The sequence below is a fragment of the Paraburkholderia sp. RL18-085-BIA-A genome (assembly GCF_046027075.1).
In the GTDB taxonomy this organism is placed as follows: Bacteria; Pseudomonadota; Gammaproteobacteria; order Burkholderiales; family Burkholderiaceae; genus Paraburkholderia.
This window is the reverse complement of sequence record NZ_JARESU010000032.1, coordinates 1-22,472: the sequence shown is the minus strand read 5'-3', so window position 1 is coordinate 22,472 and position 22,472 is coordinate 1. Positions and strand designations below refer to the sequence as shown.

The 22,472-nt window shown below is 62.9% G+C and carries 23 protein-coding genes and 1 pseudogene; 12 read left to right on the top strand and 12 right to left on the bottom strand.

Translation table 11 applies throughout. The features are described from left to right. The first annotated feature begins 31 nt into the window (after nt 1-31). The 8 genes and pseudogenes from P0D89_RS22170 to P0D89_RS22135 all read left to right on the top strand — a co-directional run bounded on the left by P0D89_RS22170 (nt 32) and on the right by P0D89_RS22135 (nt 5,738). Nucleotides 32-625, top strand: a complete 594-nt coding sequence (locus tag P0D89_RS22170; protein WP_408359642.1) for an NUDIX domain-containing protein — start codon at nt 32-34, stop codon at nt 623-625. A gap of 318 nt (nt 626-943) precedes the next feature. Then, a pseudogene (locus P0D89_RS22165) lies at nt 944-1,189 on the top strand (hypothetical protein). A gap of 51 nt (nt 1,190-1,240) precedes the next feature. Continuing rightward, on the top strand, nt 1,241-1,765 hold the full coding sequence (locus P0D89_RS22160; RefSeq protein ID WP_408359644.1) for a helix-turn-helix transcriptional regulator: 525 nt from the start codon (nt 1,241-1,243) through the stop codon (nt 1,763-1,765). 196 nt (nt 1,766-1,961) lie between these two features. Beyond that, a complete protein-coding gene (locus P0D89_RS22155) occupies nt 1,962-2,387 on the top strand; it encodes a DUF1178 family protein (RefSeq protein ID WP_408359646.1) in 426 nt (141 codons plus the stop codon). 48 nt (nt 2,388-2,435) lie between these two features. Beyond that, entirely contained in the window at nt 2,436-3,632 is a 1,197-nt protein-coding gene (locus tag P0D89_RS22150; RefSeq protein WP_408359648.1) for an acyl-CoA dehydrogenase family protein, read from the top strand. Between the two features lie 10 nt (nt 3,633-3,642). Continuing rightward, nucleotides 3,643-4,770: an acyl-CoA dehydrogenase family protein gene (locus P0D89_RS22145; RefSeq protein WP_408377205.1), complete on the top strand. Its 1,128-nt coding sequence runs from the start codon at nt 3,643-3,645 to the stop codon at nt 4,768-4,770. Nucleotides 4,771-4,806: 36 nt separating this feature from the next. After that, nucleotides 4,807-5,265, top strand: a complete 459-nt coding sequence (locus P0D89_RS22140; protein ID WP_408359652.1) for a MaoC family dehydratase — start codon at nt 4,807-4,809, stop codon at nt 5,263-5,265. Then, the gene (locus P0D89_RS22135; RefSeq protein ID WP_408359654.1) at nt 5,262-5,738 is read left to right on the top strand and encodes a MaoC family dehydratase; all 477 of its coding nucleotides are present in this window, start codon (nt 5,262-5,264) and stop codon (nt 5,736-5,738) included. The genes P0D89_RS22140 and P0D89_RS22135 overlap by 4 nt, the downstream gene beginning before the upstream one ends. Before the next feature lie 128 nt (nt 5,739-5,866). On the opposite strand, the gene P0D89_RS22130 is transcribed toward P0D89_RS22135, so the two are convergent. From P0D89_RS22130 to P0D89_RS22105, 6 genes are all read right to left on the bottom strand, one after another. Then, the gene (locus tag P0D89_RS22130) at nt 5,867-6,568 is read right to left on the bottom strand and encodes a glutathione binding-like protein (RefSeq protein WP_408359656.1); all 702 of its coding nucleotides are present in this window, start codon (nt 6,566-6,568) and stop codon (nt 5,867-5,869) included. Nucleotides 6,569-6,710: 142 nt separating this feature from the next. Continuing rightward, entirely contained in the window at nt 6,711-7,970 is a 1,260-nt protein-coding gene (locus P0D89_RS22125; protein ID WP_408359658.1) for an acyl-CoA dehydrogenase family protein, read from the bottom strand. 69 nt (nt 7,971-8,039) lie between these two features. Next, nucleotides 8,040-9,146 carry a phosphotransferase gene (locus P0D89_RS22120; RefSeq protein ID WP_408359660.1) on the bottom strand — a complete coding sequence of 369 codons (1,107 nt, stop codon included), beginning with the start codon at nt 9,144-9,146 and terminating at the stop codon, nt 8,040-8,042. 20 nt (nt 9,147-9,166) lie between these two features. Beyond that, nucleotides 9,167-9,883 carry a histidine phosphatase family protein gene (locus tag P0D89_RS22115; RefSeq protein ID WP_408359662.1) on the bottom strand — a complete coding sequence of 239 codons (717 nt, stop codon included), beginning with the start codon at nt 9,881-9,883 and terminating at the stop codon, nt 9,167-9,169. A gap of 44 nt (nt 9,884-9,927) precedes the next feature. Then, nucleotides 9,928-10,716 carry an oxepin-CoA hydrolase, alternative type gene (locus P0D89_RS22110; protein WP_408359664.1) on the bottom strand — a complete coding sequence of 263 codons (789 nt, stop codon included), beginning with the start codon at nt 10,714-10,716 and terminating at the stop codon, nt 9,928-9,930. Then, nucleotides 10,713-12,281: a 3-hydroxyacyl-CoA dehydrogenase gene (locus P0D89_RS22105; RefSeq protein WP_408359666.1), complete on the bottom strand. Its 1,569-nt coding sequence runs from the start codon at nt 12,279-12,281 to the stop codon at nt 10,713-10,715. Before P0D89_RS22105 ends, P0D89_RS22110 begins: the two co-directional genes overlap by 4 nt. A gap of 126 nt (nt 12,282-12,407) precedes the next feature. On the opposite strand from P0D89_RS22105, the gene P0D89_RS22100 reads away from it, so the two are divergent. After that, nucleotides 12,408-13,055: a glutathione S-transferase family protein gene (locus P0D89_RS22100; RefSeq protein ID WP_408359668.1), complete on the top strand. Its 648-nt coding sequence runs from the start codon at nt 12,408-12,410 to the stop codon at nt 13,053-13,055. A 106-nt stretch (nt 13,056-13,161) separates the two neighbouring features. On the opposite strand, the gene P0D89_RS22095 is transcribed toward P0D89_RS22100, so the two are convergent. Both P0D89_RS22095 and P0D89_RS22090 read right to left on the bottom strand, forming a co-directional pair. Continuing rightward, nucleotides 13,162-14,334, bottom strand: a complete 1,173-nt coding sequence (locus tag P0D89_RS22095) for a pyridoxal phosphate-dependent aminotransferase (RefSeq protein ID WP_408359670.1) — start codon at nt 14,332-14,334, stop codon at nt 13,162-13,164. A gap of 150 nt (nt 14,335-14,484) precedes the next feature. Then, nucleotides 14,485-14,982, bottom strand: a complete 498-nt coding sequence (locus P0D89_RS22090) for a putative toxin-antitoxin system toxin component, PIN family (RefSeq protein ID WP_408359672.1) — start codon at nt 14,980-14,982, stop codon at nt 14,485-14,487. Nucleotides 14,983-15,039: 57 nt separating this feature from the next. Between P0D89_RS22090 and yaaA the strand changes: the two genes are divergently transcribed. Continuing rightward, complete coding sequence (gene yaaA, locus P0D89_RS22085; RefSeq protein ID WP_408359674.1) at nt 15,040-15,822, top strand: peroxide stress protein YaaA; 783 nt, start codon at nt 15,040-15,042, stop codon at nt 15,820-15,822. Between the two features lie 35 nt (nt 15,823-15,857). Then, complete coding sequence (locus tag P0D89_RS22080) at nt 15,858-17,012, top strand: M14 family metallopeptidase (protein ID WP_408359676.1); 1,155 nt, start codon at nt 15,858-15,860, stop codon at nt 17,010-17,012. Nucleotides 17,013-17,131: 119 nt separating this feature from the next. Here P0D89_RS22080 and P0D89_RS22075 read toward each other — a convergent pair whose 3' ends face one another. From P0D89_RS22075 to P0D89_RS22060, 4 genes are all read right to left on the bottom strand, one after another. Next, a complete protein-coding gene (locus P0D89_RS22075) occupies nt 17,132-17,824 on the bottom strand; it encodes a BspC domain-containing protein (protein WP_408377204.1) in 693 nt (230 codons plus the stop codon). 166 nt (nt 17,825-17,990) lie between these two features. Beyond that, complete coding sequence (locus tag P0D89_RS22070) at nt 17,991-18,665, bottom strand: energy-coupling factor ABC transporter permease (RefSeq protein ID WP_408359681.1); 675 nt, start codon at nt 18,663-18,665, stop codon at nt 17,991-17,993. A gap of 117 nt (nt 18,666-18,782) precedes the next feature. Continuing rightward, entirely contained in the window at nt 18,783-19,652 is an 870-nt protein-coding gene (locus tag P0D89_RS22065; RefSeq protein ID WP_408359683.1) for a response regulator transcription factor, read from the bottom strand. A gap of 215 nt (nt 19,653-19,867) precedes the next feature. Next, the gene (locus P0D89_RS22060) at nt 19,868-21,082 is read right to left on the bottom strand and encodes a DUF2863 family protein (RefSeq protein WP_408359685.1); all 1,215 of its coding nucleotides are present in this window, start codon (nt 21,080-21,082) and stop codon (nt 19,868-19,870) included. Between the two features lie 259 nt (nt 21,083-21,341). Between P0D89_RS22060 and P0D89_RS22055 the strand changes: the two genes are divergently transcribed. Next, complete coding sequence (locus P0D89_RS22055) at nt 21,342-22,457, top strand: AI-2E family transporter (protein ID WP_408359695.1); 1,116 nt, start codon at nt 21,342-21,344, stop codon at nt 22,455-22,457. Nucleotides 22,458-22,472 lie beyond the last annotated feature (15 nt).

Sequence of the window (22,472 nt, the reverse complement as noted above, 5' to 3'; positions counted from 1 at the left end):
GTCGCGCACCAAGCTGTCCTGAGGTCCGCATATGGCTGAACTTCCCGATCTTCCCGATCACGACGCTGCGCTTACCGAGACCTGTGTCGAAAGCAAGACGGTTCATCAAGGCCCGTTTCTGACGCTCAAGTGCGATACCGTGCGCTTGCCGGACGGCAAGCAGGCGACTCGCGAATACGTGCAGCATCCGGGCGCCGTGATGGTGATTCCGCTGTTCGACGACGGCCGCGTGCTGCTGGAAAGTCAGTACCGCTATCCGATGGGCAAGGTCATGGTCGAATATCCGGCCGGCAAGCTCGACCCGAACGAGAGCGCACTGTCCTGCGCAATCCGCGAGCTGCGCGAGGAAACTGGCTATACGGCGCGTGAATACGTGTATGTGACGCGCGTTCACCCGATCATTTCCTACTCGACCGAATTCATCGATATCTACATCGCGCGCGGTTTGACCGCGGGCGAGCGCAAGCTCGACGACGGCGAGTTTCTCGAACTGTTCACCGCGACTGTGGCGGAGGTGTCCGAGTGGGTGCGCACCGGCAAGATCACCGATGTGAAGACGATCATCGGCACGTTCTGGCTGGAGAAGGTGTTGTCGGGCGCATGGCCGATGGCCGCGCCGGAATAACGCGCTGCGGCGCGCAGCCGCTTTGAATCTGCGGAAACGGAAGCCCCTGTCGGTCTATGACCGGCAGGGGCTTTGTCATTGTGGGACGCGATTTCGAGCGAGTGCCCGGCGTAGCGTCTGAAAAACTGTGTCTTTTTCCTATGCCATCCGGCAGTCTCGCCGCGGGGCCGTCGTAACGCTAGTATGAATCTCCGATTGCGGCGTTTGCCACTTCCTTTGTTTTGGATAACGAACGATATGAGATGGAGTTGATTTCGGGTGGAGTCACGGTTGTCACTTGACAACCGTGACTCCACCCGCTAAATTGGGAGGGTGCCGATGGTCAGAGGAAGCCACTCTAAAAAGGAGATCGAGGCCGCGTTGGCCTATGCCGAGAAAAACGGCTGGCGCGTTCAGAGCGGCGGGAAAGGCCACGCCTGGGGCAAGATTTACTGTCCTTACAAAGACGCGGAATGTCGTTGCGGGGAGTTCTGCATATCGAGCGTCTAGAGTACGCCGAAAAATCCGGGCAATCACGCAAGGCACTTGCGGCGCGTCGTCGACAACTGCACGGCGGGCCGGTAGCAGATAGGTTTAATGCCGAAAGGTAAGGTTGAATCAAGGCAGGAGTAACGTATGGAATATGTGTTCACCTTGAAGTACCGGCTCGCTGCGCAAGATTGCGATGTCGACGAGATCGTCGAACGTCTGGGCGAAGCAGGCTGCGACGACGCAACCGTGGGCGTGGGGCAGCCGGGCCGCATCGCGCTGCTCTTTTCTCGCGAAGCTGCGTCGGCGTTCGAGGCGCTGGTCAGCGCACTCAAAGACATCAAACGAGCGGTGCCCTCCGCGCGGCTTGTCGAGGCGGGGCCGGATTTCGTCGGTCTCACCGACGTTGCCGAGGTCGCCGGCGTGTCGCGGCAGAACATGCGCAAGCTGATGCTGAGCCACGCGATCGACTTCCCTGCGCCGGTCCACGAGGGCAGTGCATCGGTTTGGCATCTGTCGGACATTCTCGACTGGCTGACCGAGCGCGGCGGGTATGACATCAAGGCAGACGTGGCGGATGTCGCGAAATCGGCGAAGCAGATCAATCTTGCGAAGGAAGTACGCGAACTCGAGCCGCGGTTTAACCGCCAACTCGAAAGTCTGGTCGCATAGCAACCCCACGGCCGCCAGTGCGCAGAGGCCGCGCGCTCGATGCATCGGCAGCTCTCGGCGCAAAGCGTTAAAATCGCCCACCACGTTCGATTTGACAACAATGTCCCGGCGTCGGCGCGGCGTCCGTGAAATTTTACGAACGACCGTTCACAAAATTCGATTTTGCGCTAAACTGGCACGCAAGCCCTGATTCCACATGAAGGTCCTCGATTTACAGTGTCCGCATGGCCATCGGTTCGAAGGCTGGTTCGCTTCGGCTGATGACTTCGAATCGCAGCAGTCCCGCAAGCTCGTCGAATGTCCGATCTGCGGTGCGAATGAAGTGAGCCGTTTGCCGTCGGCACCGCGCCTGAATCTATCGGGTGCGACCGAGACAAAACAGTTGGCGGATGCAGGTGAAATGCAGGCGCGTGTCATGCGTGCCTTGCGCGAGGTACTGGAGAAGACCGAGAACGTGGGCGACCGCTTCGCCGAGGAAGCGCGGCGCATTCACTACAACGAAGCGCCCGCACGCAATATTCGCGGTGTCACGACACCTGAAGACGCGCGCGCCTTGGTCGAAGAAGGCATCGAAGTGATGCCGCTACCGGTCCCGGCTGCTCTGAAGGAACCGCTGCAATAGCGCAGTGGCTTTCTGGCGGCGGGAGGTCGCGGCCAGGAGACACTACGCATGAATCTGGACTATTCGCCCGCTGACGACGCGTTCCGCGCCGACATCCGCGCCTGGCTCGAAGCGAATCTGCCTCGCGAGCTGAGCGACAAGGTACTCAATCACAAGCGTCTTTCCCGTGAAGACTTCGCAAGCTGGCATAAGCTGCTCGGCACGCGCGGCTGGTCGGTGATCGCGTGGCCGCGGGAATACGGCGGTCCGGGCTGGGACGCGACCCAACGGCACATCTGGGAGGAGGAGTGCGCGCGTATCGGCGCGCCGTCCGTGCTGCCTTTCGGCGTTTCGATGGTGGCGCCGGTACTGATGAAATACGGCAATGAGGCACAGAAGCGCCATTATTTGCCGCGTATTCTCGACGGCACGGACTGGTGGTGCCAAGGCTACTCCGAGCCGGGCTCCGGTTCCGATCTGGCGTCGCTGCGCACGCGCGCCGAGCGCGTCGGCGACCATTACGTGGTCAACGGTCAGAAAACCTGGACCACGCTGGGCCAATACGCAGACATGATGTTCTGCCTCGTGCGCACCGACAGTGGCGCCAAGAAGCAGGAGGGCATCTCTTTCCTGCTGATCGACATGAAAACGCCGGGCATCACCGTGCGCCCCATCATCACGCTCGACGAAGAGCACGAAGTCAACGAGGTGTTCTTCGAAGACGTGAAGGTACCGGTCGAAAACCTGGTCGGTGAAGAGAATCGCGGCTGGACTTACGCAAAGTATCTGCTCGGCCATGAGCGCACGGGCATTGCGCGCGTCGGCGCGTCGAAGCGCGAACTCGTATTTTTGAAGCGCGTCGCGCTGGATCAAAAGAAGAATGGCAAACCGCTGCTGCAAGATCCGGTTTTCGCCGCGAAAGTCGCAAGCCTCGAGATCGAGTTGATGGCGCTTGAAGTCACCGTGCAACGCGTGGTCGCCAATGAGGCAGGCGGGCGTGGACCGGGACCGGAAGCGTCGATGCTGAAAATCAAAGGCACGGAAGTGCAGCAGGCGCTGACTGAGCTGATGGTCGAAGCGATCGGGCCGCTCGCCGCGCCGTTCGACCCGCAGTTCCTCGAAGGCGAACGCGAGCATAGCGTGGCCGGCGACGACGATGCCGCGCCGCTGGCCGCGTACTACTTCAACTACCGCAAGACGTCGATTTACGGCGGCTCGAACGAAATTCAAAAGAACATCATCGCTCAGATGATTCTCGGACTTTGAGGAGCGGCGCATGGACTTCACTTTCAACGACGAACAGCAGCAATTCGCCGACGCGCTGCGCCGCTATCTGGACAAAAACTACGGGTTCGAAGCGCGCCAGGCGATCGTGCGCTCGGAGTCCGGGTTGTCGGACACGCATTGGGCCGCCTTCACCGAACTGGGCCTGACCGCATTGCCGGTGCCGGAAGCGCAAGGGGGTTTCAACGGCGGTCCGATCGACATGCTGGTGGTCATGCAGGAGCTGGGCCGTGCGCTAGTCGTCGAGCCCTATTGGGCGACCGCGGTCGGCATCGAGGCGCTGCGCCTCGCTGGCACGGCCCGGGGCGAAGACGCATCGTTGCTCGAACGCGCGGCGCAGGGCGAGATCAAGCTGGCCGTCGCATTTCACGAACCGCACGCGCGCTACGACCTGTTCGAAATCGACACGACCGCGAGCGCAGAGGGCGAGCAGCAGACCTTGAGCGGCACGAAGTCGGTCGTGCTGCACGGCGCGCAAGCGCATGCGTGGATCGTGCCGGCCCGCCTGAACGGCGAGATCGCGCTCTTTGTCGTCGCGCGCGACGCGGCCGGCGTAAAGGTCACGGACTACCGCACGATCGACGGTCAACGCGCCGCCACGCTCGAGTTCAACAGCACCCCCGCGCGCCGTCTTGCCGGCGAACATGCGGGCGCGGCGGCACTCGAACATATCGCGGACTACGGCACCTTGCTGCTGTGCGCGGAAGCGATCGGCGCGCTCGACGCGCTGAACCTCGCCACGGTCGACCACACGAAGACGCGGCAGCAGTTCGGCCAGCCGATCGCACGCTTCCAGGCGTTGCAGCATCGAATGGTCGAAATGCTGATTCACGCGGAGCAAGCGCGTTCGATCACCTATCTGGCCGCCATGCGCTACAGCAGCGAAGACGCCGACGAGCGTCGCCGCGTGGTCTCCGCAGCAAAGGTCCGGGTCGGTCAGGCCGCGCGCTTCGTCGGTCAGCAGGCGGTTCAATTGCATGGCGGCATGGGCGTCACGAACGAAGTGGCCGCGGCGCATCTGTTCAAGCGCCTCGCCATTATCGAAACCACGCTCGGCGATGTCGATCACCATCTCGCGCGGTTCGCCGCGCTCCCCAGCTTCGCTACCGCCGAAGCCTGATCGAGCCGCCCAACCGCATAAAAAGGAGGTGCGACCATGAGAGTCAGTTTCGAGGACATGGTGGTCGGTACGACCATCGAAGTCGGCAAGCACACGTTCACGCGTGAGGAGATCGTCGAATTCGCGCAAAAGTTCGACCCGCAGCCGTTTCATCTGGACGAAGCGGCGGCAGCCGAGTCGCCATTTCGCGGCCTGGTGGCAAGCGGCTGGCATACGTGTTCGGTGATGATGGGCATGCTGGTGCGCAACGTACTCTCGGACTCCACGTCGATGGGTTCGCCCGGCATCGACGAGATCCGCTGGCTGAAACCGGTGCGCGTCGGCGACACGATTACGATGATGAACGTCGTGGTCGACAAGCGCGTGTCGGAGAGCAAACCGGATCGCGGCATCGTGTCGACGTGTTGGGAGGGAATCAATCAACACGGCGAAACAGTAATCACGGTGCGCTCGAAGGGCATGTTCGGACTGCGCAATCCGGGAGCCGCGTCATGACGGCCAGCGCGGCGCCCGTCGCTGGTTTCCGCAATGCGGCGGCCTTGCGTGCGCTGGTGGGCGCCGAGCCATTGTTCAGCGAGTGGTTGACGGTCGATCAGGCCAGGGTCGATCGTTTCGCCGAGGCCACGGGCGATCACCAATGGATTCATGTCGACCCGGAGCGGGCGAGGCGCGAGTCGCCATTCGGCGGTCCGGTTGCGCACGGTTTTCTGACGCTGGCGTTGATCCCCGCTTTGCTGGGCAAGACGCTAGCGCTCGAACAACGCATGGGCGTCAATTATGGACTGAACCGCGTGCGGTTCACGTCCCCGGTGCCGGTCGGTTCGCAGTTGCGCGGGAAATTCGTGGTGGAATCCGTCGTCGACATCGACAACGCGGGCGTGCAGGTGGAGTGGACCGTGACGTTGGAGAAGCAGGGCAGCGACCGTCCGGTGTGTGTCGCGGAGTTCATCACACGGCATTACTTTTAACGCTGCGGCGCGTACATGTGGCGAAAAAAGCGCGAACGGCATTCCTGCCGGTTCGCGCTTTTTTATCGCTACCGTGGCGTAGGCGGCCATCGGAGGCAACTGCCAACGCCAATGCGTCGCCGCAAAAACTAGTGTTTCGCGTATTGCGTCGCGCCGAACAGCACTTCTTTCGCCTTGTCGTCCATCAGCGGTGCGCGGGCGGACGCCAGCACTTCGACGGCGCGCACCACCGCCGGCCGCGCGGCAATCTCTTCGTGCCAGCGTTTCACGTTCGGCAACGCATCGAGTTCGACGCCCTGGTTTTGCCATGAGCGTGTCCACGGAAACGCGGCGATGTCCGCGATCGTATAGTCGTTGCCCGCGAGGTATTGCGTCTTGCCGAGCTGCGTGTCCATCACGCCATACAGGCGCCGCGTTTCGTTCGTGTAGCGATTGATCGCATAGTCGAGCTTCTCGGGCGCATAGATACGGAAGTGGTGGGTTTGCCCAAGCATCGGACCCAGGCCGCCCATCTGAAACATCAGCCATTGCAGTACGGCATAGCGCGCGGCCGGATCGGCCGGCAGAAACTTGCCGGTCTTCTCGGCGAGATAGATCAGGATCGCGCCCGACTCGAACAGCGCGAACGGTTTGCCGTCGGCGCCTTTCGGACCCTCGGAATCGACGATTGCCGGGATCTTGTTGTTCGGACTGATCGCGAGAAATTCCGGCGTGAATTGGTCTCCCGTGCCGATGTTCACTGCGTGCACGTTGTACGGTAGGCCCGTCTCTTCGAGCATGATGTGAACCTTGTGGCCGTTCGGGGTCGCCCAGCTATAGACATCGATCATCCTGGCTCCTTGTTCGTGAAAGCAGCGCCGCGAAATGGGGCGCCGACATTGACGAAAATTAGAGCATAGATCGCACGATGCTGCTTGCGGCGCCGGCAGGCGGCGCTCGCCGCCTGCGACCGTCCCGCGCCCGCAAATAGGCTTAAACCCGCGTGACCGGCATCTCCACGCGAGCGGCCGCGCCCGCATCCATATGACGCGCGAGTTCGAGCTTGGCGATGGCGTTGCGGTGCACTTCATCGGGGCCATCGGCGAAGCGCAGCGTTCTTGCCGATGCGTACGCATACGCGAGCGGGAAGTCGTCGCTGACGCCGCCGCCACCATGCGCCTGGATCGCCCAGTCGATTACCTGGCACGCCATGTTCGGCGCGACAACCTTGATCATCGCGATCTCGCCGCGCGCGCCCTTGTTGCCGACGGTGTCCATCATGTACGCGGTTTTCAGCGTCAGAAGGCGCGCCTGTTCGATCATGCAGCGTGCCTCGGCGAGGCGCTCCTGCGTGACGCCTTGCGCCGCGACCGGCTTGCCGAATGCGACGCGTTGCAGCGAGCGTTTCGCCATCAGTTCGAGCGCGCGCTCGGCGAGGCCGATCAAACGCATGCAGTGATGGATGCGTCCCGGCCCGAGCCGGCCTTGCGCGATTTCGAAGCCGCGGCCTTCGCCGAGCAGCATGTTGGTGGCGGGCACACGCACGTTGTCGAGCGTGATTTCCATGTGGCCGTGCGGCGCGTCGTCGTAGCCGAACACGGTGAGCGGGCGGTGCACGGTGATGCCGGTGGCGTCGGCGGGAACGAGGATCATCGACTGCTGCTGGTGGCGCGGCGCGTCGGGATCGGTCTTGCCCATCACGATGTAGACCTTGCAGCGCGGATCGCCCGCGCCGGACGACCACCACTTGTGGCCGTTGATCACGTAGGAGTCGCCATCGCGCACGATGCTGGTCTGGATATTGGTCGCATCGGACGACGCCACTTCCGGCTCGGTCATCAGAAACGCCGAACGGATGTGGCCTTGCAGCAGCGGTTCGAGCCACTCGCGTTTGTTGTCTTCGCTGCCGTAGCGTTCGATCGTCTCCATGTTGCCGGTATCGGGCGCGTTGCAGTTGAACACTTCCGGCGCCCAGGGCACGCGGCCCATGATCTCGCACAGCGGCGCGTATTCGAGATTCGTCAGCCCGGCGCCGCGCGTCGATTCGGGCAGGAACAGGTTCCACAAGCCGGCGTCGCGCGCCTTGTGTTTGAGTTGCTCGATCAGTTCGGTCGGCAGCCATGCATTGCCGTTCTGGCGATTGCGCGCAATCTCCGCGTAGAACGCCTGCTCGTTCGGATAAATGTGCTCGTCGAAGAAAGCGAGCAGCTTTTCGCGCAATGCCTGAACCTTCGGGGTGTAATCGAAATTCATCTGAGACCTCGCGGATAACGGACAGCGGATGATATTGGATCGGGGCGCGTAGCCGGCGCGCGAACTCGGCTAACGCACTTTCTGCGCGTAGTGCCATGCGAGCTCGGCCATCGGCTTCGCGCGGCGCCCGGCATCGAGGGCCTGCGCGCTGGCCGCGGTGCCGTCGACGACGCGCTTCATGATCCCTTGCAGGATCGCGGAGATGCGGAACATGTTGTACGCCAGATAAAAATTCCAGTCGCCGTGAATCTCGAAGCCGGTCCGCTTGCAATAACGTTCGACGTATTGGGCTTCATCGGGAATGCCGAGCGCGGCCCAATCCAGACCCGCGATGCCGCGGAATTTCGCCGGATCGACATGCCACGCCATGCAGTGATAGGCGAAGTCGGCGAGCGGATCGCCGAGTGTCGACAACTCCCAGTCGAGCACCGCGAGCACGCGAGGTTCGTGCGGATGAAAGATCAGATTGTCGAGCCGGTAGTCGCCATGCACGACCGATGCGCGGCCGCCCGTTTCAGCCGGCATATGCTGCGGCAGCCATTCGATCAGGCGCTGCATCGCGTCGATCGGTTCGGTCTCGGACGCAAGGTACTGCTTGCTCCAGCGGCCGATCTGCCGTGCGAAGTAATTGCCAGGCTTGCCGTAGTCGGCGAGCCCCGCGGCTTCTGCGTCGACGCTGTGCAACGCCGCGATGACCCGGTTCATTTCGTCGTAGATCGCCGCGCGTTCGGCGGGCGTCATGCCGGGCAGCGACTGGTCCCACAACACGCGGCCTTCGACGAACTCCATCACGTAGAACGCGCGGCCGATCACGCTTTCGTCCTCGCACAGCGCGAGCATTTGCGCGACCGGCACCTCGGTGTCGGCCAGCGCGCGCATCACCCGGTATTCACGTTCGACGGCGTGCGCGGACGGCAGCAGTTTCGCGGCGGGACCGGGCTTTGCGCGCATCACATACGAGCGCGACGGCGTGACCAGTTTGAACGTGGGATTGGACTGGCCGCCGGCGAACTGCTCCAGCGTAAGCGGTCCGGAAAATCCGTCCACATGCCGGGTCAGCCACGCGGCGAGCGCGTCACTGTCGAAGCGCTGCCGCTCGTTGACCGGACGTGTGCCCTCGAAGGACGAATAATCCGGCTTGTGTTCGGGTTCGCCGGTCTGTGTGGCTTGTACCATGTGTCTCCTCCAGTTCGGGTTCAGCTACGCTTGTATTGAATGAATTGTGCGTAGAGCATTTCCATCGTGGTGTTGCGTACGTCGCGATGCAGCGGCGACGGTGGTGAATAATTGAGCGTGCGCAGCACCCAGTCGTGCGGCGCGGCGCCGACGTCGAGCGCGTTGATGCAGCCGGTGGCCTGCGACAGATGGCCGAAGAACGTGCGCCCGCCCGCGGTGATCGCATGCGACAGGATTGCGCGGTTCACGCCGCCATGCAGGACCAGCAGCACGGTGTCCCACGAGCTGTCCTCGCGCAGCGCCGTGACTGCCGGCAGCACGCGATCGAACAACGCGCCGATGGTTTCGCCATCGAGAAAGCGTGTGCTTTCCGGCACGATGCCGTCGAACACGCCGAGAAAAGCCGCCTCGATATCCTGCTGCGGAATGCTGCCGAGCTTGCCGCCGCGAATCTCCTGCCACGCGGGCTCGATCTCGAGTTCGATGTGCTGGCCCGTCTCGGCCAGCACGCGCTGCGCGGTTTCAACCGTGCGCGGCAAACCGCTGACGATCACGCGATCGAACCGCACTTGCTGTTCGGCGAACACGTGGCCCGCCGCGCTCGCCTGTTCGCGGCCGTTCGCGTTCAGGGGCACGGTCTCGGGGTCGATCGCTCGGCGGGAGTCGTCGAAGTAGGTGACGTCGCCGTGACGCATCAGGAAAATGCGGCGGCGTTTGGGCAGTTGGTAGTCGGGCATGGTGGGTGGGTTCACTCCTCGCTCACTGCTGGTTGACTCGCGGCTTATTTGTAGACCGGAGCGCGTTTCTCTAGGAACGCGGAAATCCCTTCGAGACCTTCGCGGTGATGCAGCGACGCGACGAAGCTGTCACGCTCGGCGACCAGATGGTCGGCCAGAGGTTGCGTGCCGGCAGCGCCGATCAGTCCTTTGATGCGCGTGACCGAATTGGGCGAGATCTTGCCGAGTTCGTCGGCCCAGGCAACGGCGGTGTCGCGTGCGGTGCCGGCCTTGGTCAGCTTGTTGACGACGCCGAGTTCGTGCAGACGCGCGGCGCCGATCGGCTTGCCTTCGATCAGCACTTCGGTGGCTAGCTGGCGCGGCAGCGCCTGGGCGAGGAACCACGAGCCGCCGCCGTCGGGCGTCAGGCCCACGCGTGCATACGACATCACGAATTTGGCGTCGTCGGCGGCGACGATCAGATCGCACGCAAGCGCGAGCGAGAATCCCGCGCCGGCGGCGGCGCCATCGACCGCGGCGATCACCGGCTTCGACGACAGGCGCAGCGCCGAAATCCATTGGCCGAGCATATCGATGCTCTCCGCCTGCACGGACGGATCTTTCGCGCGGTTTTCGAGCAGGCGGTTCAGATTGCCGCCCGCGCAAAAGAAGTTGTCGGCGCCGGTGATCACGACGGCGCGGATCGACGGATCGCGCTCCACCGAGTCGAGCGCTTCGATGCCGGCCGCGTACATGTCCGGATGCAGCGCGTTGCGGGCGCCGGGGTTCGACAGCGTGAGGACCAGTGTCGATTCGCTTTCGGTCGGGCGCGAGGTCAGCAGTTCGGCGCTCATGCGTGGTTCTCCGTGTGTGTATCTGATTGAAGGTCCGCGTTGTCGCCCTGGGTCAGCGACAGGCCGAGTTGCGCGCGCCGCGCGAGCCAGGGCGACGGACGGTAGCGCGGATCGCCGAGCACGCTGAACATGTTGCGCAGAATCGTCAGGATGGTTCGCGCGCCGAGCGCGTCGCCGAGGGCGAGCGGGCCGCGTGGGTAGCCGAGGCCGAGCGTCACGGCAAGATCGATGTCGTCCGGCGTGGCGATCTGCTTTTGCGCGATGTCGCAGCCGATGTTGACGATCGTCGCCACCACGCGTTGCGCGACGAAGCCGGTCGAGTCGCGGATCACGGCGACGGGCACGCCGTCGGCGGCGAACAGCGCATGCGCGGCGTCACGTGCGGCGCGCGTGGTGGCCGGCGTGGTCATCAACGTGCGGCGTTGCGCGCCGACGAGCGGGAAGAGCGCGTCGATGGCGACGACGCGGCTCGCGTCGAGCGCTTCGTCGACCGCCGCCGTGGTCGCGTCATGGCCGAACGGCGTCACGACGATCAGGGAGTCCGCTGCGGGCGCGGCGCCGTCGTCGAGCTTTACGCCGGCCTTGCCGACCAGTTGCACGACGGCTTCGCGGGCTTGCGGATAACGCGCGCTGATCCAGACGCTTTTCGGCAGTTCGCTGGGCGCGGGCGCTTCGGCCGTCACTTGCTGCTTGCCGTCGACGTAGCGGTAAAAGCCTTCTCCCGTTTTGCGGCCGATCAGTCCGCCCGCGAGCCGCGTGCCGGTGATCGGCGACGGCGTGAAGCGCGGCTCTTCGTAAAACTGGTGGTAGATCGACTCCATCACCGGATGCGAGACGTCCAGCGCCGTCAGATCCAACAGTTCGAACGGCCCGAGGCGAAAGCCCGCCTGCTCGCGCATGATGCGATCGATGTCCGCGAAGCTCGCCACGCCTTCGCCCGCCACGCGCAGGCCCTCGGTGTTCATGCCGCGCCCCGCGTGATTCACGATGAAGCCGGGCATATCCTTCGCGCGTACTGGCGTATGGCCCATGCGGCGCGCGAGGTCCATCAGCGCGTCGCCCGCGGCCGGGTCGCTGCGCAGTCCGTCGATCACCTCGACGACTTTCATCAACGGTACGGGATTGAAAAAGTGATAGCCGACCACGCGTGACGGATCGGTGCAGCCGGCGGCGATCGCGGTGATCGACAATGACGACGTGTTGGACGCCAGCACGCAACGGCCACTCACGACGGTCTCGAGTTCGCGAAAGAGCGCCTGCTTCACGTCGAGCTTTTCGACGATCGCCTCGACGACCAGGTCGCAGCCGGCCAGCTCGCCGAGCGCTTGCGCGCCGCTGACGTTGGCGAGCGCCGCAAGCGAGCGGGCCTCGTCGAGCTTGCCTTTGGATGTCAGTTTGGCGAAAGTCTCGGCGAGGTAGTCGCGCGCGGCGCCGGCGGCGGCGGGGTTGGCGTCGTACAGACGCACCTTCAGGCCCGCCAGCGAGGCGATCTGCGCAATGCCGCGACCCATTGCGCCGGTTCCGACAATGCCGATAGTCTCGATATTGAAATTGCGAGAGTTCATTGTGGTGCTCGACTCCATGGTTATTTTAGAATAGCACGATCGTGCAATTTACTGGATGATTGTTCGAAGGCCGCTGTTGTGACTGTGTTGCGCGGTCTCATACCACTCGAAGGAAGGAGACACCGGATGATCAAGCTGTGCGGTTTCGCGCTCTCTAACTACTACAACAAAGTGAAGTTCGTGCTTCTCGAACACGGCATTCCGTTCGAAGAGGTGTCCGTGCTGCCCAGCCAGGACGAGGCCATGCTCGAGCACTCGCCGCTCGGCAAGGTGCCTTACCTGCAGACCGAGGAGGGCGATCTGTGCGAATCGCAATGCATTGTCGAGTATCTTGCCGCGCGCTTTCCCGACAAGCAGATTTTCTCCGCTGACCCATGGGAGGCGGCCAAAGAGCGCGAGTTGATCATGTTCGTCGACGTGCATCTCGAACTGACCGCGCGCAATCTCTACAAGGAAGCGTTTTTCGGCGGGACGGTGAGCGATGCGACCAAGGGGCGTATCGAGAAACTGCTCGCGCATCACATTGCCGGCTTCAGGCGGATCGCGAAGTTCGGGCCGTATCTGCGCGGCGAGCGTTTCAGCGTGGCGGATACCGCTGGGTATGTGAGCCTGCCGCTGGTGGGCATGGCGACGCAGACCATCTACGGCCGCGATTTTCTGCTCGACGCGGGCCTCGACTGGAAGAGCTACGTCAAGGCGATCAACGCACGACCGGCCGCGCAGCGTGTGACCGAGGACCGCAAGGCGTACATCGCGGCGACGCGCCCGGCCTGATGGCGGGCGCCGCCGCTGAGACAGGCCAATGTGTGCCACGCGCACATTGGCCGCTGCGCACGCTAGCGAGGAACATGGGTTCGTTCGCAGCATCGCGCAGGGCATCCTAGAGTCGTGCCAGCCGTTCGAGCGCGGTGGCGAGGGTGTTCTCCTGCTTGGCAAAGCAGAAGCGCACCACGCCCGATTCATGCGCCTCGCGATAGAACGCGGAGACCGGAATGGCCGCGACGCCGATTTCGCCGGTTAGCCATTGGGCAAACTCGGCTTCGGGCAAATTGCTGATCGCCGAATAGTCGACGCACTGAAAATACGTGCCCGTGCACGGCAGCAATTTGAAGCGCGACTTCGCGAGGCCCGCGCGGAAGAAGTCACGTTTCTTCTGATAGAACGCCGACAGGTCGAGATACGGCGCCGGATCCTTCATGTATTCGGCGAGACCGATCTGCATCGGCGTATTGACCGTGAACACGTTGAACTGGTGCACCTTGCGGAACTCGGCCGTGAGCGCGGCGGGGGCCGCCACATAGCCGACCTTCCACCCGGTCACGTGATAGGTCTTGCCGAAGCTCGACACCACGAAGCTGCGTTGCGCCAGTTCCGGGTAACGGGCGACGCTCTCGTGCGGCGCGCCGTCGTAGACCATGTGTTCGTACACCTCGTCGGAGAGGATCAGCACGTTGGTGCCGCGCACGATCTCTTCGAGCTTGCGCATGTCCTCGGCGCGCCAGACCGTGCCGGTCGGATTGTGCGGCGTGTTGATCAGCAGAAGCCGCGTTTTCGATGTGATCGCGGCGGCAAGTTTGTCGAACGGGATCGCGTAGTCGGGCGCGTCGAGCGTGACGAAGACCGGCTTGCCGCCGGCCAGTTCGATCGACGGCAGATAGCTGTCGTAGGTCGGTTCGACCACGACTACTTCATCACCCGGATGAACGGTGCAGAGAATCGCGGTCAGTAAGGCCTGCGTGGCGCCCGCCGTCACGGTGATCTCGGTGGTCGCGTCGTAGCGGCGGCCGTACAGGTTCGCGATCTTCTCCGAGATCGCCTCGCGCAGCGGCGCGACGCCGGCCATCGGCGGGTACTGGTTGTGGCCGTCGCGCATCGCGTTCGCGACCGCGTCGACAATGCGCGGATCACAGCCGAAGTCGGGAAAGCCCTGACCCAGATTCACCGCGCCTTTTTCGGCGGCAAGTGCGCTCATCACGGTGAAAATCGTCGTGCCGACATTCGGCAGGCGAGACGGAAACGAGGGACTCGTGGGCGTGTCGTGCGGTGCATTCATGGCGCTTTCCGGAGCGTGGGCGAGTGAGTTGGCGAAATAGGCGAATGGCGTCGTGAGCCAGGGACGAAGCCTGATTGTAGGGAATCGCGGCGCTGCGTGCGCGTCGCGAGGCCCGCGTTGGCCGTTCGGCCAGGGTTCATGCCGCCGCGCTCACGCTGGCGCGGCTTCGCCAACGGCGCTCAACGAAGCGCTGATGGCGGCGACGAACGGCGCCGGCTGGGCGATCTGGAAGCCGAAGTCGCGCGCAATACGCTTGGCGAGCTTCAACACCGCGCGATCTTTCGAAACCAGCCAGTCGGCCTGCGCGGCATGGGCGAGTTCGAGAAACTTCTGGTCGTCACGGTCTTTGCATTTGGGCAACGGCGGCGCGTCTTCCGCGGGGGCGGCAGGGTCGACCACTTGCGCGAGCCGCGCGACGACCGCGAGCGCGGCGGCCTTGTCCACATTTCGATGCACGAATTGCGGATAGTCGAGCACATAGGCGAGTTCGGCGAGGCAGCGCGCGTCGATCAGCGCGGCCAGTGCGCCGCTTTCGAGCGCGGCTGCGATTGGTCGCGTGTGCGGATCGTCGAACACGAGAATATCGATCCAGACATTGGAATCGAGGACGACGCGCAAAGCGCCGTGTGAGGCATGGGAACCGGGCATTCGTTACAATCTGGCTTTCGTCTTTGACCGCCAGGCACGGCGTGCCTGCAAGCCTCTATGATAATCGTTCTGTCGCCGGCGAAATCGCTCGACTACGAAACCCCGCCGCACGTCGAAAAGCACACAATCCCCGATTTCGTCGACGACGCTGCCGAACTGATCGGCGGATTGCGCCGTTTGTCGCCGCAGCAGATTGCCTCGCTGATGGACATTTCCGATCAGCTCGCGCACCTCAATTTTCAGCGTTACGCCGAATGGTCGCCGCAATTCGGCACGCACAACGCCAAGCAGGCGGTGCTCGCATTCAATGGCGACGTGTATGAGGGCCTCAACGCGAAGACCTTGTCGCCGGCCGATCTCGACTATGCGCAGAATCACGTGCGCGTGCTGTCCGGCCTGTACGGCCTGCTGCGCCCGCTCGATCTGCTGCAACCGTACCGCCTCGAAATGGGCACGCGTTTCGCCAATCCGCGTGGCAAGGATCTGTACGCGTTCTGGGGCGAGCGCATCACGCAGGCGCTGAACGCGCAGCTGAAGAAGAACGCCGCGGCATCGCGCGTGCTGGTGAATTGCGCGTCGGGGGAGTACTTCAAGTCGGTCAAGCCGAAGCTGCTCGACGCGCCCGTCGTGACACCCGTGTTCGAGGACTGGAAGGGCGGCCGCTACAAAATCATCAGCTTTCATGCAAAGCGCGCGCGCGGTCTGATGGCGCGCTACGCAGTGGAAAACCGCACCGAGCGCCCCGAGCAGTTGAAGGACTTCGACGCCGAAGGCTATGCGTTCGTCGCCGAGGCGTCGAACGATTCCAATTACGTATTCCGCCGCCGAGTCGCTGAATAAGCGTTTCGCCGCGCACCGAGGCAGGGAAGGACATCATGACGTTATCGATTACGAGCAATTTCGACGCGGGTGCGATTGAAGTGCTGTCCTGCGAGGACGCCGGCAATATCCGTCTGCGCGTGCGGCCGGACAGCCACGCCGAGTTCGCGCAGTGGTTTTATTTCCGCGTGTCGGGCGCGGCGGGCACGCGCTGTGTGATGACTTTCGAAAATGCCGCCGCGTGCGCGTTCGCCGAAGGCTGGCGCGACTATCAGGCGGCGGCGAGCTATGACCGGGTGAACTGGTTTCGCGTGCCGACTTCGTATGATGGCCGCGTGCTGACCATCGATCACACGCCGGATTTCGACCGCATTTACTACGCGTATTTCGAGCCGTATAGCGAGGAACGTCATTCGGAGTTTCTCGGCGCCGTGCAGCAGATGCCGCAGGCCACGCTCACCGAACTGGGCACGAGCGTCGAAGGCCGGCCCATGTCGCTGCTCACGCTTGGCACGCCGCAAACCGGAGACACGCCCAAAAAGAAGATCTGGCTGATCGCGCGCCAGCATCCGGGCGAGACGATGGCCGAATGGTTTATCGAGGGGCTGGTGAAGCGCCTCGCGGGTTGGGGCGATTGGGCGGGCGACCCAGTCGCGCGCAAGCTCTACGATCATGCGGTGTTTTACATCGTGCCGAACATGAATCCGGACGGCAGCGTGCACGGCAATCTCCGGACCAATGCGGCCGGCGCGAACCTGAATCGTGAATGGATGGAGCCGGACGCCGCGCGCAGTCCGGAAGTGCTGGTGGTGCGCGATGCGATTCACGCGATGGGTTGCGACCTGTTCTTCGATATCCACGGCGACGAGGCGCTGCCCTATGTGTTCGTGGCCGGCTCGGAAATGCTGCCGGGTTTCACCGAGCGGCAGGCGCAGGAGCAGAAGGCCTTCATCGACGCATTCAAACACGCGAGTCCTGATTTCCAGGACAAGTACGGCTATGCCGCAAGCAAGTATCGCGAAGATGCGTTGAAGCTCGCGTCGAAGTATATCGGCAACGAATTCGGATGCCTGTCGCTGACGCTGGAGATGCCGTTCAAGGACAACGCCAATCTGCCCGATGAGCGGGTGGGCTGGAACGGCGAGCGCAGCGCGTCGCTCGGCGCCGCGATGCTGCAGGCGATCTTGCACCACGTGGAGACCTTTGCCTGAAGCGGGCCGCGGACGTGGGACAAAAAACGAGGCGCACACGGTGACGTGTGCGCCTCGTTTTCATTGTGGCGGCGGCATCGCTGGCCTCTATGGCAGCGATGCCGCCTGGGCTCCGCCCGTCAATGCGTTTTCTTCTTCGCCGAAGTTTTCTTCTTCGCCGAAGTTTTCTTCTTCGCCGAAGTTTTCTTCGTGGCCGTTTTGGTCGATGTCGTCTTCGACGATTTACCCGAGCTCGACTTGGACGGTTTCGAGATCGCTTTCTTTGTGTTTTTGTCGCTCGTGGAATGCTTGCCTTTCGTGCTCTTGTGCTTTCCCGACGCGGCTCCCGATCCCGCGGATCCACCACTACGCGCGCGGGCCGGGGGCACGGGATCGTTCCAACTGAACGCCAGCATCTGAGCGCCCACATAGCCGCAGCGGAATTTCAGCGCAGCAGGATCGCCTTCGCCGCTCTGACGGATGCCAAGCCCTTCGACCGTGACGATGTTATCGACCTTGACGCGCTGTTTGCCCTCGTCGAACGAATCGTTCCAGGGCGTGACCGACGCGTGCGTGCTATCGAAAGAGCTGGGTGGAAATTCGACGTGATCGAAGGCGGTCGAAGTGCTTGCGACAAAGTCGCCATGAGCCGCGCAGTCCGCGACTAGCGGATCTGCATGCAGGTCATTGACGAATTTGTTGACGAGATCGTTGTGCTGTTCAAGTTGATCGGCGAATGCGGGAGCAGCGCAGATGAGCGAGAGTCCCGCTGCAACTGTTGCCAACCGGCCGACTAACCGCAGCAATCGGCGCGGTACGTTGGTGCGATCCATCTAGTTCTTTAGACGCTGATAAGACATGAGGCAAGTAAGATGCCCGGCGAGAGGGGGGAGTTCAATCCTGGCATAAATATTTTTCCTGTCCTGGGGCGCGGGCGTGAAAGGCCTTGCAGGAGTATGCGGCTCGCCGCTGAGCAGATGCGTTGGAAGTCCGCAGGTGTCAGATGCGGGGGCCACCCAGACGATATCTGCGCACATCATACGTGGTGACCCATGCCGGACGGTAGACCGCGATCAAGGCCGTCGACATGCCTGTGAACCAGGCTTCGCCGGTGGCGAGGAGAAGCACGCTGAATGCGTAGCCGACGGGCACCACGGTCATTGAGCCATCGGCAAGCGCGACATGGATGCCGAGCGCTGCGGCGGCGGTGAGCGACACCGCGATGGCGGGCGAGACAAAACCCTGGCCAAAGATAAACATGAAAAGGTTGCGCGGCAGCCACGCGATGCTGATGCGCTGAAGCAGCGTCGAGATGCCGACAGGCAACGCGCCGTACACGAGAAAAGTCAGCGCGATGCCCTGCCACGGGGCGTCGAAGACGACCGCGGCAAGTCCTGTGACCACGGCCATTGCGACCAGTGCCAGCGCCCAGTCGAATAGCGTAACGATGAGCGTGGCGCCGAGCAGATGCATCACGGTGCCGTCGTCAAGCCACGCGTTGCTCGCCCACAGCACCGACACCGCGACGATGATGGCAAGCCAGACATGCTGCAGGGTGCCATCCTGAAGTCGTTTGAAAGGGTTTTTCCACAGCGCGAGCGCGACCACTATCGCGGTGACGATCCAGCCACCGACAGCGATCCAGAACGGAAGCGGTGTGTAGAGGAAACCCATGTGTCTCATATTACTCGTTGGACGAGAAAAGGTGTGAGCGGATTCCATGCCAGCCGACGCAAACGCCGCCTGAGAGTGCGTGTTGAGGCGTTCGCTCGCGCGGCGATGGGCATTGGTTTAGCTCTGTGTACCCGGCTTCGTCGGCGTGGCGGGCGGCACGTCGCCATAGGGCGTGCTGGGCTCGGCTGCCATCGGCATCGGGGCGCTCGTGTCGTCGGCGGGCAACGGATACTGGAAGTGCCGCAGCTTGTGGCGTCGCAGCGGCACGACACCGGCTTGCCCCATCACGGGACGCGTTGAGCTCTCGCCGTTGTTGCGCAGCACCTGCAAATGATTGGTCAGCCAGCCGTTGTAGAGCGCGACCGCGGCGGCGCGATTGGGCGCGCCTAGCTGCTGAAATATGCTCGTCAGGTGGATCTTGACCGTGCCCTCGCTAATGCCGAGCGTGCGCGCGATCATCTTGTTGGTGCTGCCCATGTGAACGCAGCGCATGATCTGCTCCTGACGGGGCGACAATCCGCTGGAAAGCCTGGTGCGGCGGGGCGGTGGGCTCTTCGCGTCGAATAAGCGGATGGCGGTATCCGGCGGCAGCGGGGGATCGAGCGCCAGTGCCCCGGGCGGCACATAGTGACCACCCAGCAGTACCATTTCCAACGCACGTATGATCAGGCTCGGATCGGTTTCGCGCGGTATGACGCCGAGCACACCTTCGTCCATCAGCGCTCGCATGGTGGCCGGCGACATGTTGTCGGTCAGTATCGCGACACGCAGATCGGGGTAGTAGCTAAGTAGTTCGCGCGCATCCGCGACAGTCATCCAGTCCTGCCAGTCGACAGCAAGCAGGTCGGGCCGGTGACGCTTGAACGTGCGTTCGATTTGTCGCCAATCCTGTGCTTCGGTGAAGCGCGCCAGCCGGTCGATTTGTCTCAGCAGTGCCTTGAGTCCGTCACGTCGTTCCGCGTTTGAGTTGAGTATCGAGAATCGCATGCATGTCTCCAGATGATTCGGGCGAAGTGGCGCGACGCATCTATTCGGCATATGAGCAGGATGCCTTGCGATTCGTCGCTGTCCTATGATGACAAATTCCCCTCGATTTGACGGCCTGTCCAAAAGGCATAGGAAGGATGAGCCAACAAGCAAAAGCCCCGCTCAGCGGGGCTTTTTGTTTGGGCGACAGCGCGTGATGACGCGCGTGTTTATGCTCAATGGAAATGCGGTTGCGCGGGCTCCGCGTCCTCCGGCATTTCCGCGTGGACAATCTCGCCGAGCGGATCGGCATAGAGCGGCACGCCGCAATCATCGCAATATTCCGGCTCGAAGCGGCCCGCGTGGCGGCGCACGTCGGTCACGCCGGTCTCCTTGAGCAGCGCGACGATTTCTTCCAGCGGATCGTCCGACGCAGCGCTCTCCTGCGGTTCTTCGTCAATGCCCGGTTCGCCGTTCTCGCGGCCGTACAGAGGCCAGACGACGCCGTAAATCACGTCGTTGCTACCGCGGCGCGTGAAGCCCACACGATACTCGTCGATGCGGCGTTCGCCGAAGCCGGCGACCACCGCGCGCAACTCCTGCGGCGCTGCGCCAATTGTGTCGAACAGATAACGCACGGCGGTACGGACTGTATGAGGGCGCACGCTTTCGTCGGCGTCCCGGCAGGCCGAGTAGTACGCGTCCGGCAACAGGCACTCGAATTCGCAGCCCGGCAGCGCCAGCGAAAGATTCGCGCCTCCTTGCGTGGCCCATTGTTCAAGACATTGGCCTCGTTCGATGCGGCTGCCGTGTTCCTCTTCCTGCCAGCGGAATACCGGTTCGCCGACCGGCCCCGCGACCACGGCCAGCAGGAAGCGCGGGTCGGCCAGAATCGGCGAGGTTTCCGGCAATTCGCCGAAATTGAGCTTCGCATTGCCGCCGGCCATCGCCGCCTGAGCGAGTTGTTGAGCGATACGCCACGTTTCGACGTGATGGCGCGGCAACTGGTCGATGCTGTACAGGAACGGCGCCATCGCGACGCGTGTGTTGGCCGCCAGCACATGCGCTTGCAGGTGCGCGCGTAACGCGTCGGCCGCGTCGGCTTTGAGCGGGCCGGAAGGAATCACGTAGCGGGTCCACGCGAGCACGGGCGCGGCAATCAGCAGCGCTTCGTACGGCACGCCATCGTGGTCGATGACGAACGACTCGCTGTGCGTTTCCGCCATGTCGGCGAGCGCGCCGTAAGCATCGGGATGGTTTTGCTGCAAATGATCCAGCGCGGCGTCCAACGTAGTCTGGTTGGCGTTGCGGACGATCTTGGCCAGCAGCGCATCGAGCTTCGCTTCCCAGAAGCGGTCTTCGGTGCGGCTGCCCGACGCAAAAAGCGCGAGCGAGAGACCGACAAGTTTGTCGGCATCGGGGGGGAGACGTTTGGCGATTCGCGAGCGCATAAATCCGGAAATTGGGGGGCACGGAACCTTATATTCTAGTCTTTTCTATGCCGCCACATTATTTGGCCGGCAATGCTGGATGGATTGGGACGTTTCCACACGAAAAATCAGTCTGGCTGGGGCTGCCTATATCCACCTGGCCGGATGGTATAAGACGCCCCCGGAGGCGCAACTCGCTTCTATACTGACGGCGTTCAGTGGGCGCCTGACAAGCGTATGGCAATCTGTCGCCGAGGTCTGGCTCAATAGGAGATTCATCGTGAAATCGGACCAGCTGATCGAACGTCTCGCCGCTGTATTCGCGCTGCTTGTCCTGGTGGGCGGGTCCCTGCTGGTGCTGGCGCCTTTTACGACCGCCCTATTGTGGGGGGCTATCCTCAGTTACAGTTCGTGGGGGCTTTACCGGAGGCTGGCCGCGGCGCTCGGCGGGCGGCGCAAATCGGCCGCCACCATGATCGTGGTGATCATTCTGATTGTCGTGCTCGGGCCGTTCGTTTACGCGGGTTTTGCGTTCGGTGCGCACGTTCACGAGATCGTTGCGCTGGTGCAAAGGCTCTTCGAGGACGGCCTGCCTGATTTGCCCGCGTGGGTTGGCCGGATTCCGCTGGTGGGTTCGAACATTCTTGCCTTTTGGGCGCATTTGACTAGCAGCGATTCGGAATTGATCGCGCAGTTGCGCACGCTTGCGGCGCCGGCTGGGAAGTGGATTCTGGCGGCGGCGCTTGCTGTCACGCACGGTCTGGGGCTGTTGGCGTTGAGTATCGTGCTCGCGTTCTTCTTTTATACCGGCGGGGAAGGTGCGGCTGCCTGGCTGAATGCGGGCATGCGACGCATCGCCGGCGAACGTGCCGATTATCTGCTGGCGCTTGCGGGCAGCACAGTGAAGGGCGTGGTCTATGGGATTCTCGGCACGGCGCTCGTGCAGGGGGTTCTGGCTGGCTTCGGCTGCTGGATTGCGGGGGTGCCAGCGCCGGCACTGCTTGGGCTGGCGACGTTCTTTCTGTCGGTGGTGCCCGGCGGTCCGGTGATCGTGTGGTTGCCCGCAGCAATCTGGCTGTATCACGGCGGTGAGACCGGGTGGGCAATCTTTCTGGTCGTGTGGGGCGTGCTGGCTGTCGGCATGTCTGACAATGTCATCAAGCCGATCTTGATAGGCAAGAATAGCGACATGCCGCTGATCCTCGTGATGCTGGGGATTCTGGGCGGGGCATTGGCTTTCGGTTTCCTCGGTGTTTTCATCGGACCGACTTTGCTGGCGGTCGCGTACACCGTGCTGCACGACTGGACGGTCGGCGCGCCCGCGGCGCATGCGTTAGCGCCCGATCGGAAGGGACCGGTGGTCGATGAGTCGCGTCGTATAGAAAAGGCGCCTTAAATGGGCGTCATTCAG

Coding starts and splice junctions, on each gene's coding strand:
- P0D89_RS22120 (WP_408359660.1), bottom strand. CDS start 9,146: ATGGTACAAGCCACACAGACCGGCGAACCCGAACACAAGCCGGATTAT.
- P0D89_RS22100 (WP_408359668.1), top strand. CDS start 12,408: ATGATCAAGCTGTGCGGTTTCGCGCTCTCTAACTACTACAACAAAGTG.
- P0D89_RS22075 (WP_408377204.1), bottom strand. CDS start 17,824: ATGGATCGCACCAACGTACCGCGCCGATTGCTGCGGTTAGTCGGCCGG.
- P0D89_RS22160 (WP_408359644.1), top strand. CDS start 1,241: ATGGAATATGTGTTCACCTTGAAGTACCGGCTCGCTGCGCAAGATTGC.
- P0D89_RS22150 (WP_408359648.1), top strand. CDS start 2,436: ATGAATCTGGACTATTCGCCCGCTGACGACGCGTTCCGCGCCGACATC.
- P0D89_RS22065 (WP_408359683.1), bottom strand. CDS start 19,652: ATGCGATTCTCGATACTCAACTCAAACGCGGAACGACGTGACGGACTC.
- P0D89_RS22125 (WP_408359658.1), bottom strand. CDS start 7,970: ATGAATTTCGATTACACCCCGAAGGTTCAGGCATTGCGCGAAAAGCTG.
- P0D89_RS22170 (WP_408359642.1), top strand. CDS start 32: ATGGCTGAACTTCCCGATCTTCCCGATCACGACGCTGCGCTTACCGAG.
- P0D89_RS22130 (WP_408359656.1), bottom strand. CDS start 6,568: ATGATCGATGTCTATAGCTGGGCGACCCCGAACGGCCACAAGGTTCAC.
- P0D89_RS22115 (WP_408359662.1), bottom strand. CDS start 9,883: ATGCCCGACTACCAACTGCCCAAACGCCGCCGCATTTTCCTGATGCGT.
- P0D89_RS22070 (WP_408359681.1), bottom strand. CDS start 18,665: ATGGGTTTCCTCTACACACCGCTTCCGTTCTGGATCGCTGTCGGTGGC.
- P0D89_RS22105 (WP_408359666.1), bottom strand. CDS start 12,281: ATGAACTCTCGCAATTTCAATATCGAGACTATCGGCATTGTCGGAACC.
- P0D89_RS22080 (WP_408359676.1), top strand. CDS start 15,858: ATGACGTTATCGATTACGAGCAATTTCGACGCGGGTGCGATTGAAGTG.
- P0D89_RS22155 (WP_408359646.1), top strand. CDS start 1,962: ATGAAGGTCCTCGATTTACAGTGTCCGCATGGCCATCGGTTCGAAGGC.
- P0D89_RS22135 (WP_408359654.1), top strand. CDS start 5,262: ATGACGGCCAGCGCGGCGCCCGTCGCTGGTTTCCGCAATGCGGCGGCC.
- yaaA (WP_408359674.1), top strand. CDS start 15,040: ATGATAATCGTTCTGTCGCCGGCGAAATCGCTCGACTACGAAACCCCG.
- P0D89_RS22145 (WP_408377205.1), top strand. CDS start 3,643: ATGGACTTCACTTTCAACGACGAACAGCAGCAATTCGCCGACGCGCTG.
- P0D89_RS22110 (WP_408359664.1), bottom strand. CDS start 10,716: ATGAGCGCCGAACTGCTGACCTCGCGCCCGACCGAAAGCGAATCGACA.
- P0D89_RS22140 (WP_408359652.1), top strand. CDS start 4,807: ATGAGAGTCAGTTTCGAGGACATGGTGGTCGGTACGACCATCGAAGTC.
- P0D89_RS22060 (WP_408359685.1), bottom strand. CDS start 21,082: ATGCGCTCGCGAATCGCCAAACGTCTCCCCCCCGATGCCGACAAACTT.
- P0D89_RS22090 (WP_408359672.1), bottom strand. CDS start 14,982: ATGCCCGGTTCCCATGCCTCACACGGCGCTTTGCGCGTCGTCCTCGAT.
- P0D89_RS22095 (WP_408359670.1), bottom strand. CDS start 14,334: ATGAATGCACCGCACGACACGCCCACGAGTCCCTCGTTTCCGTCTCGC.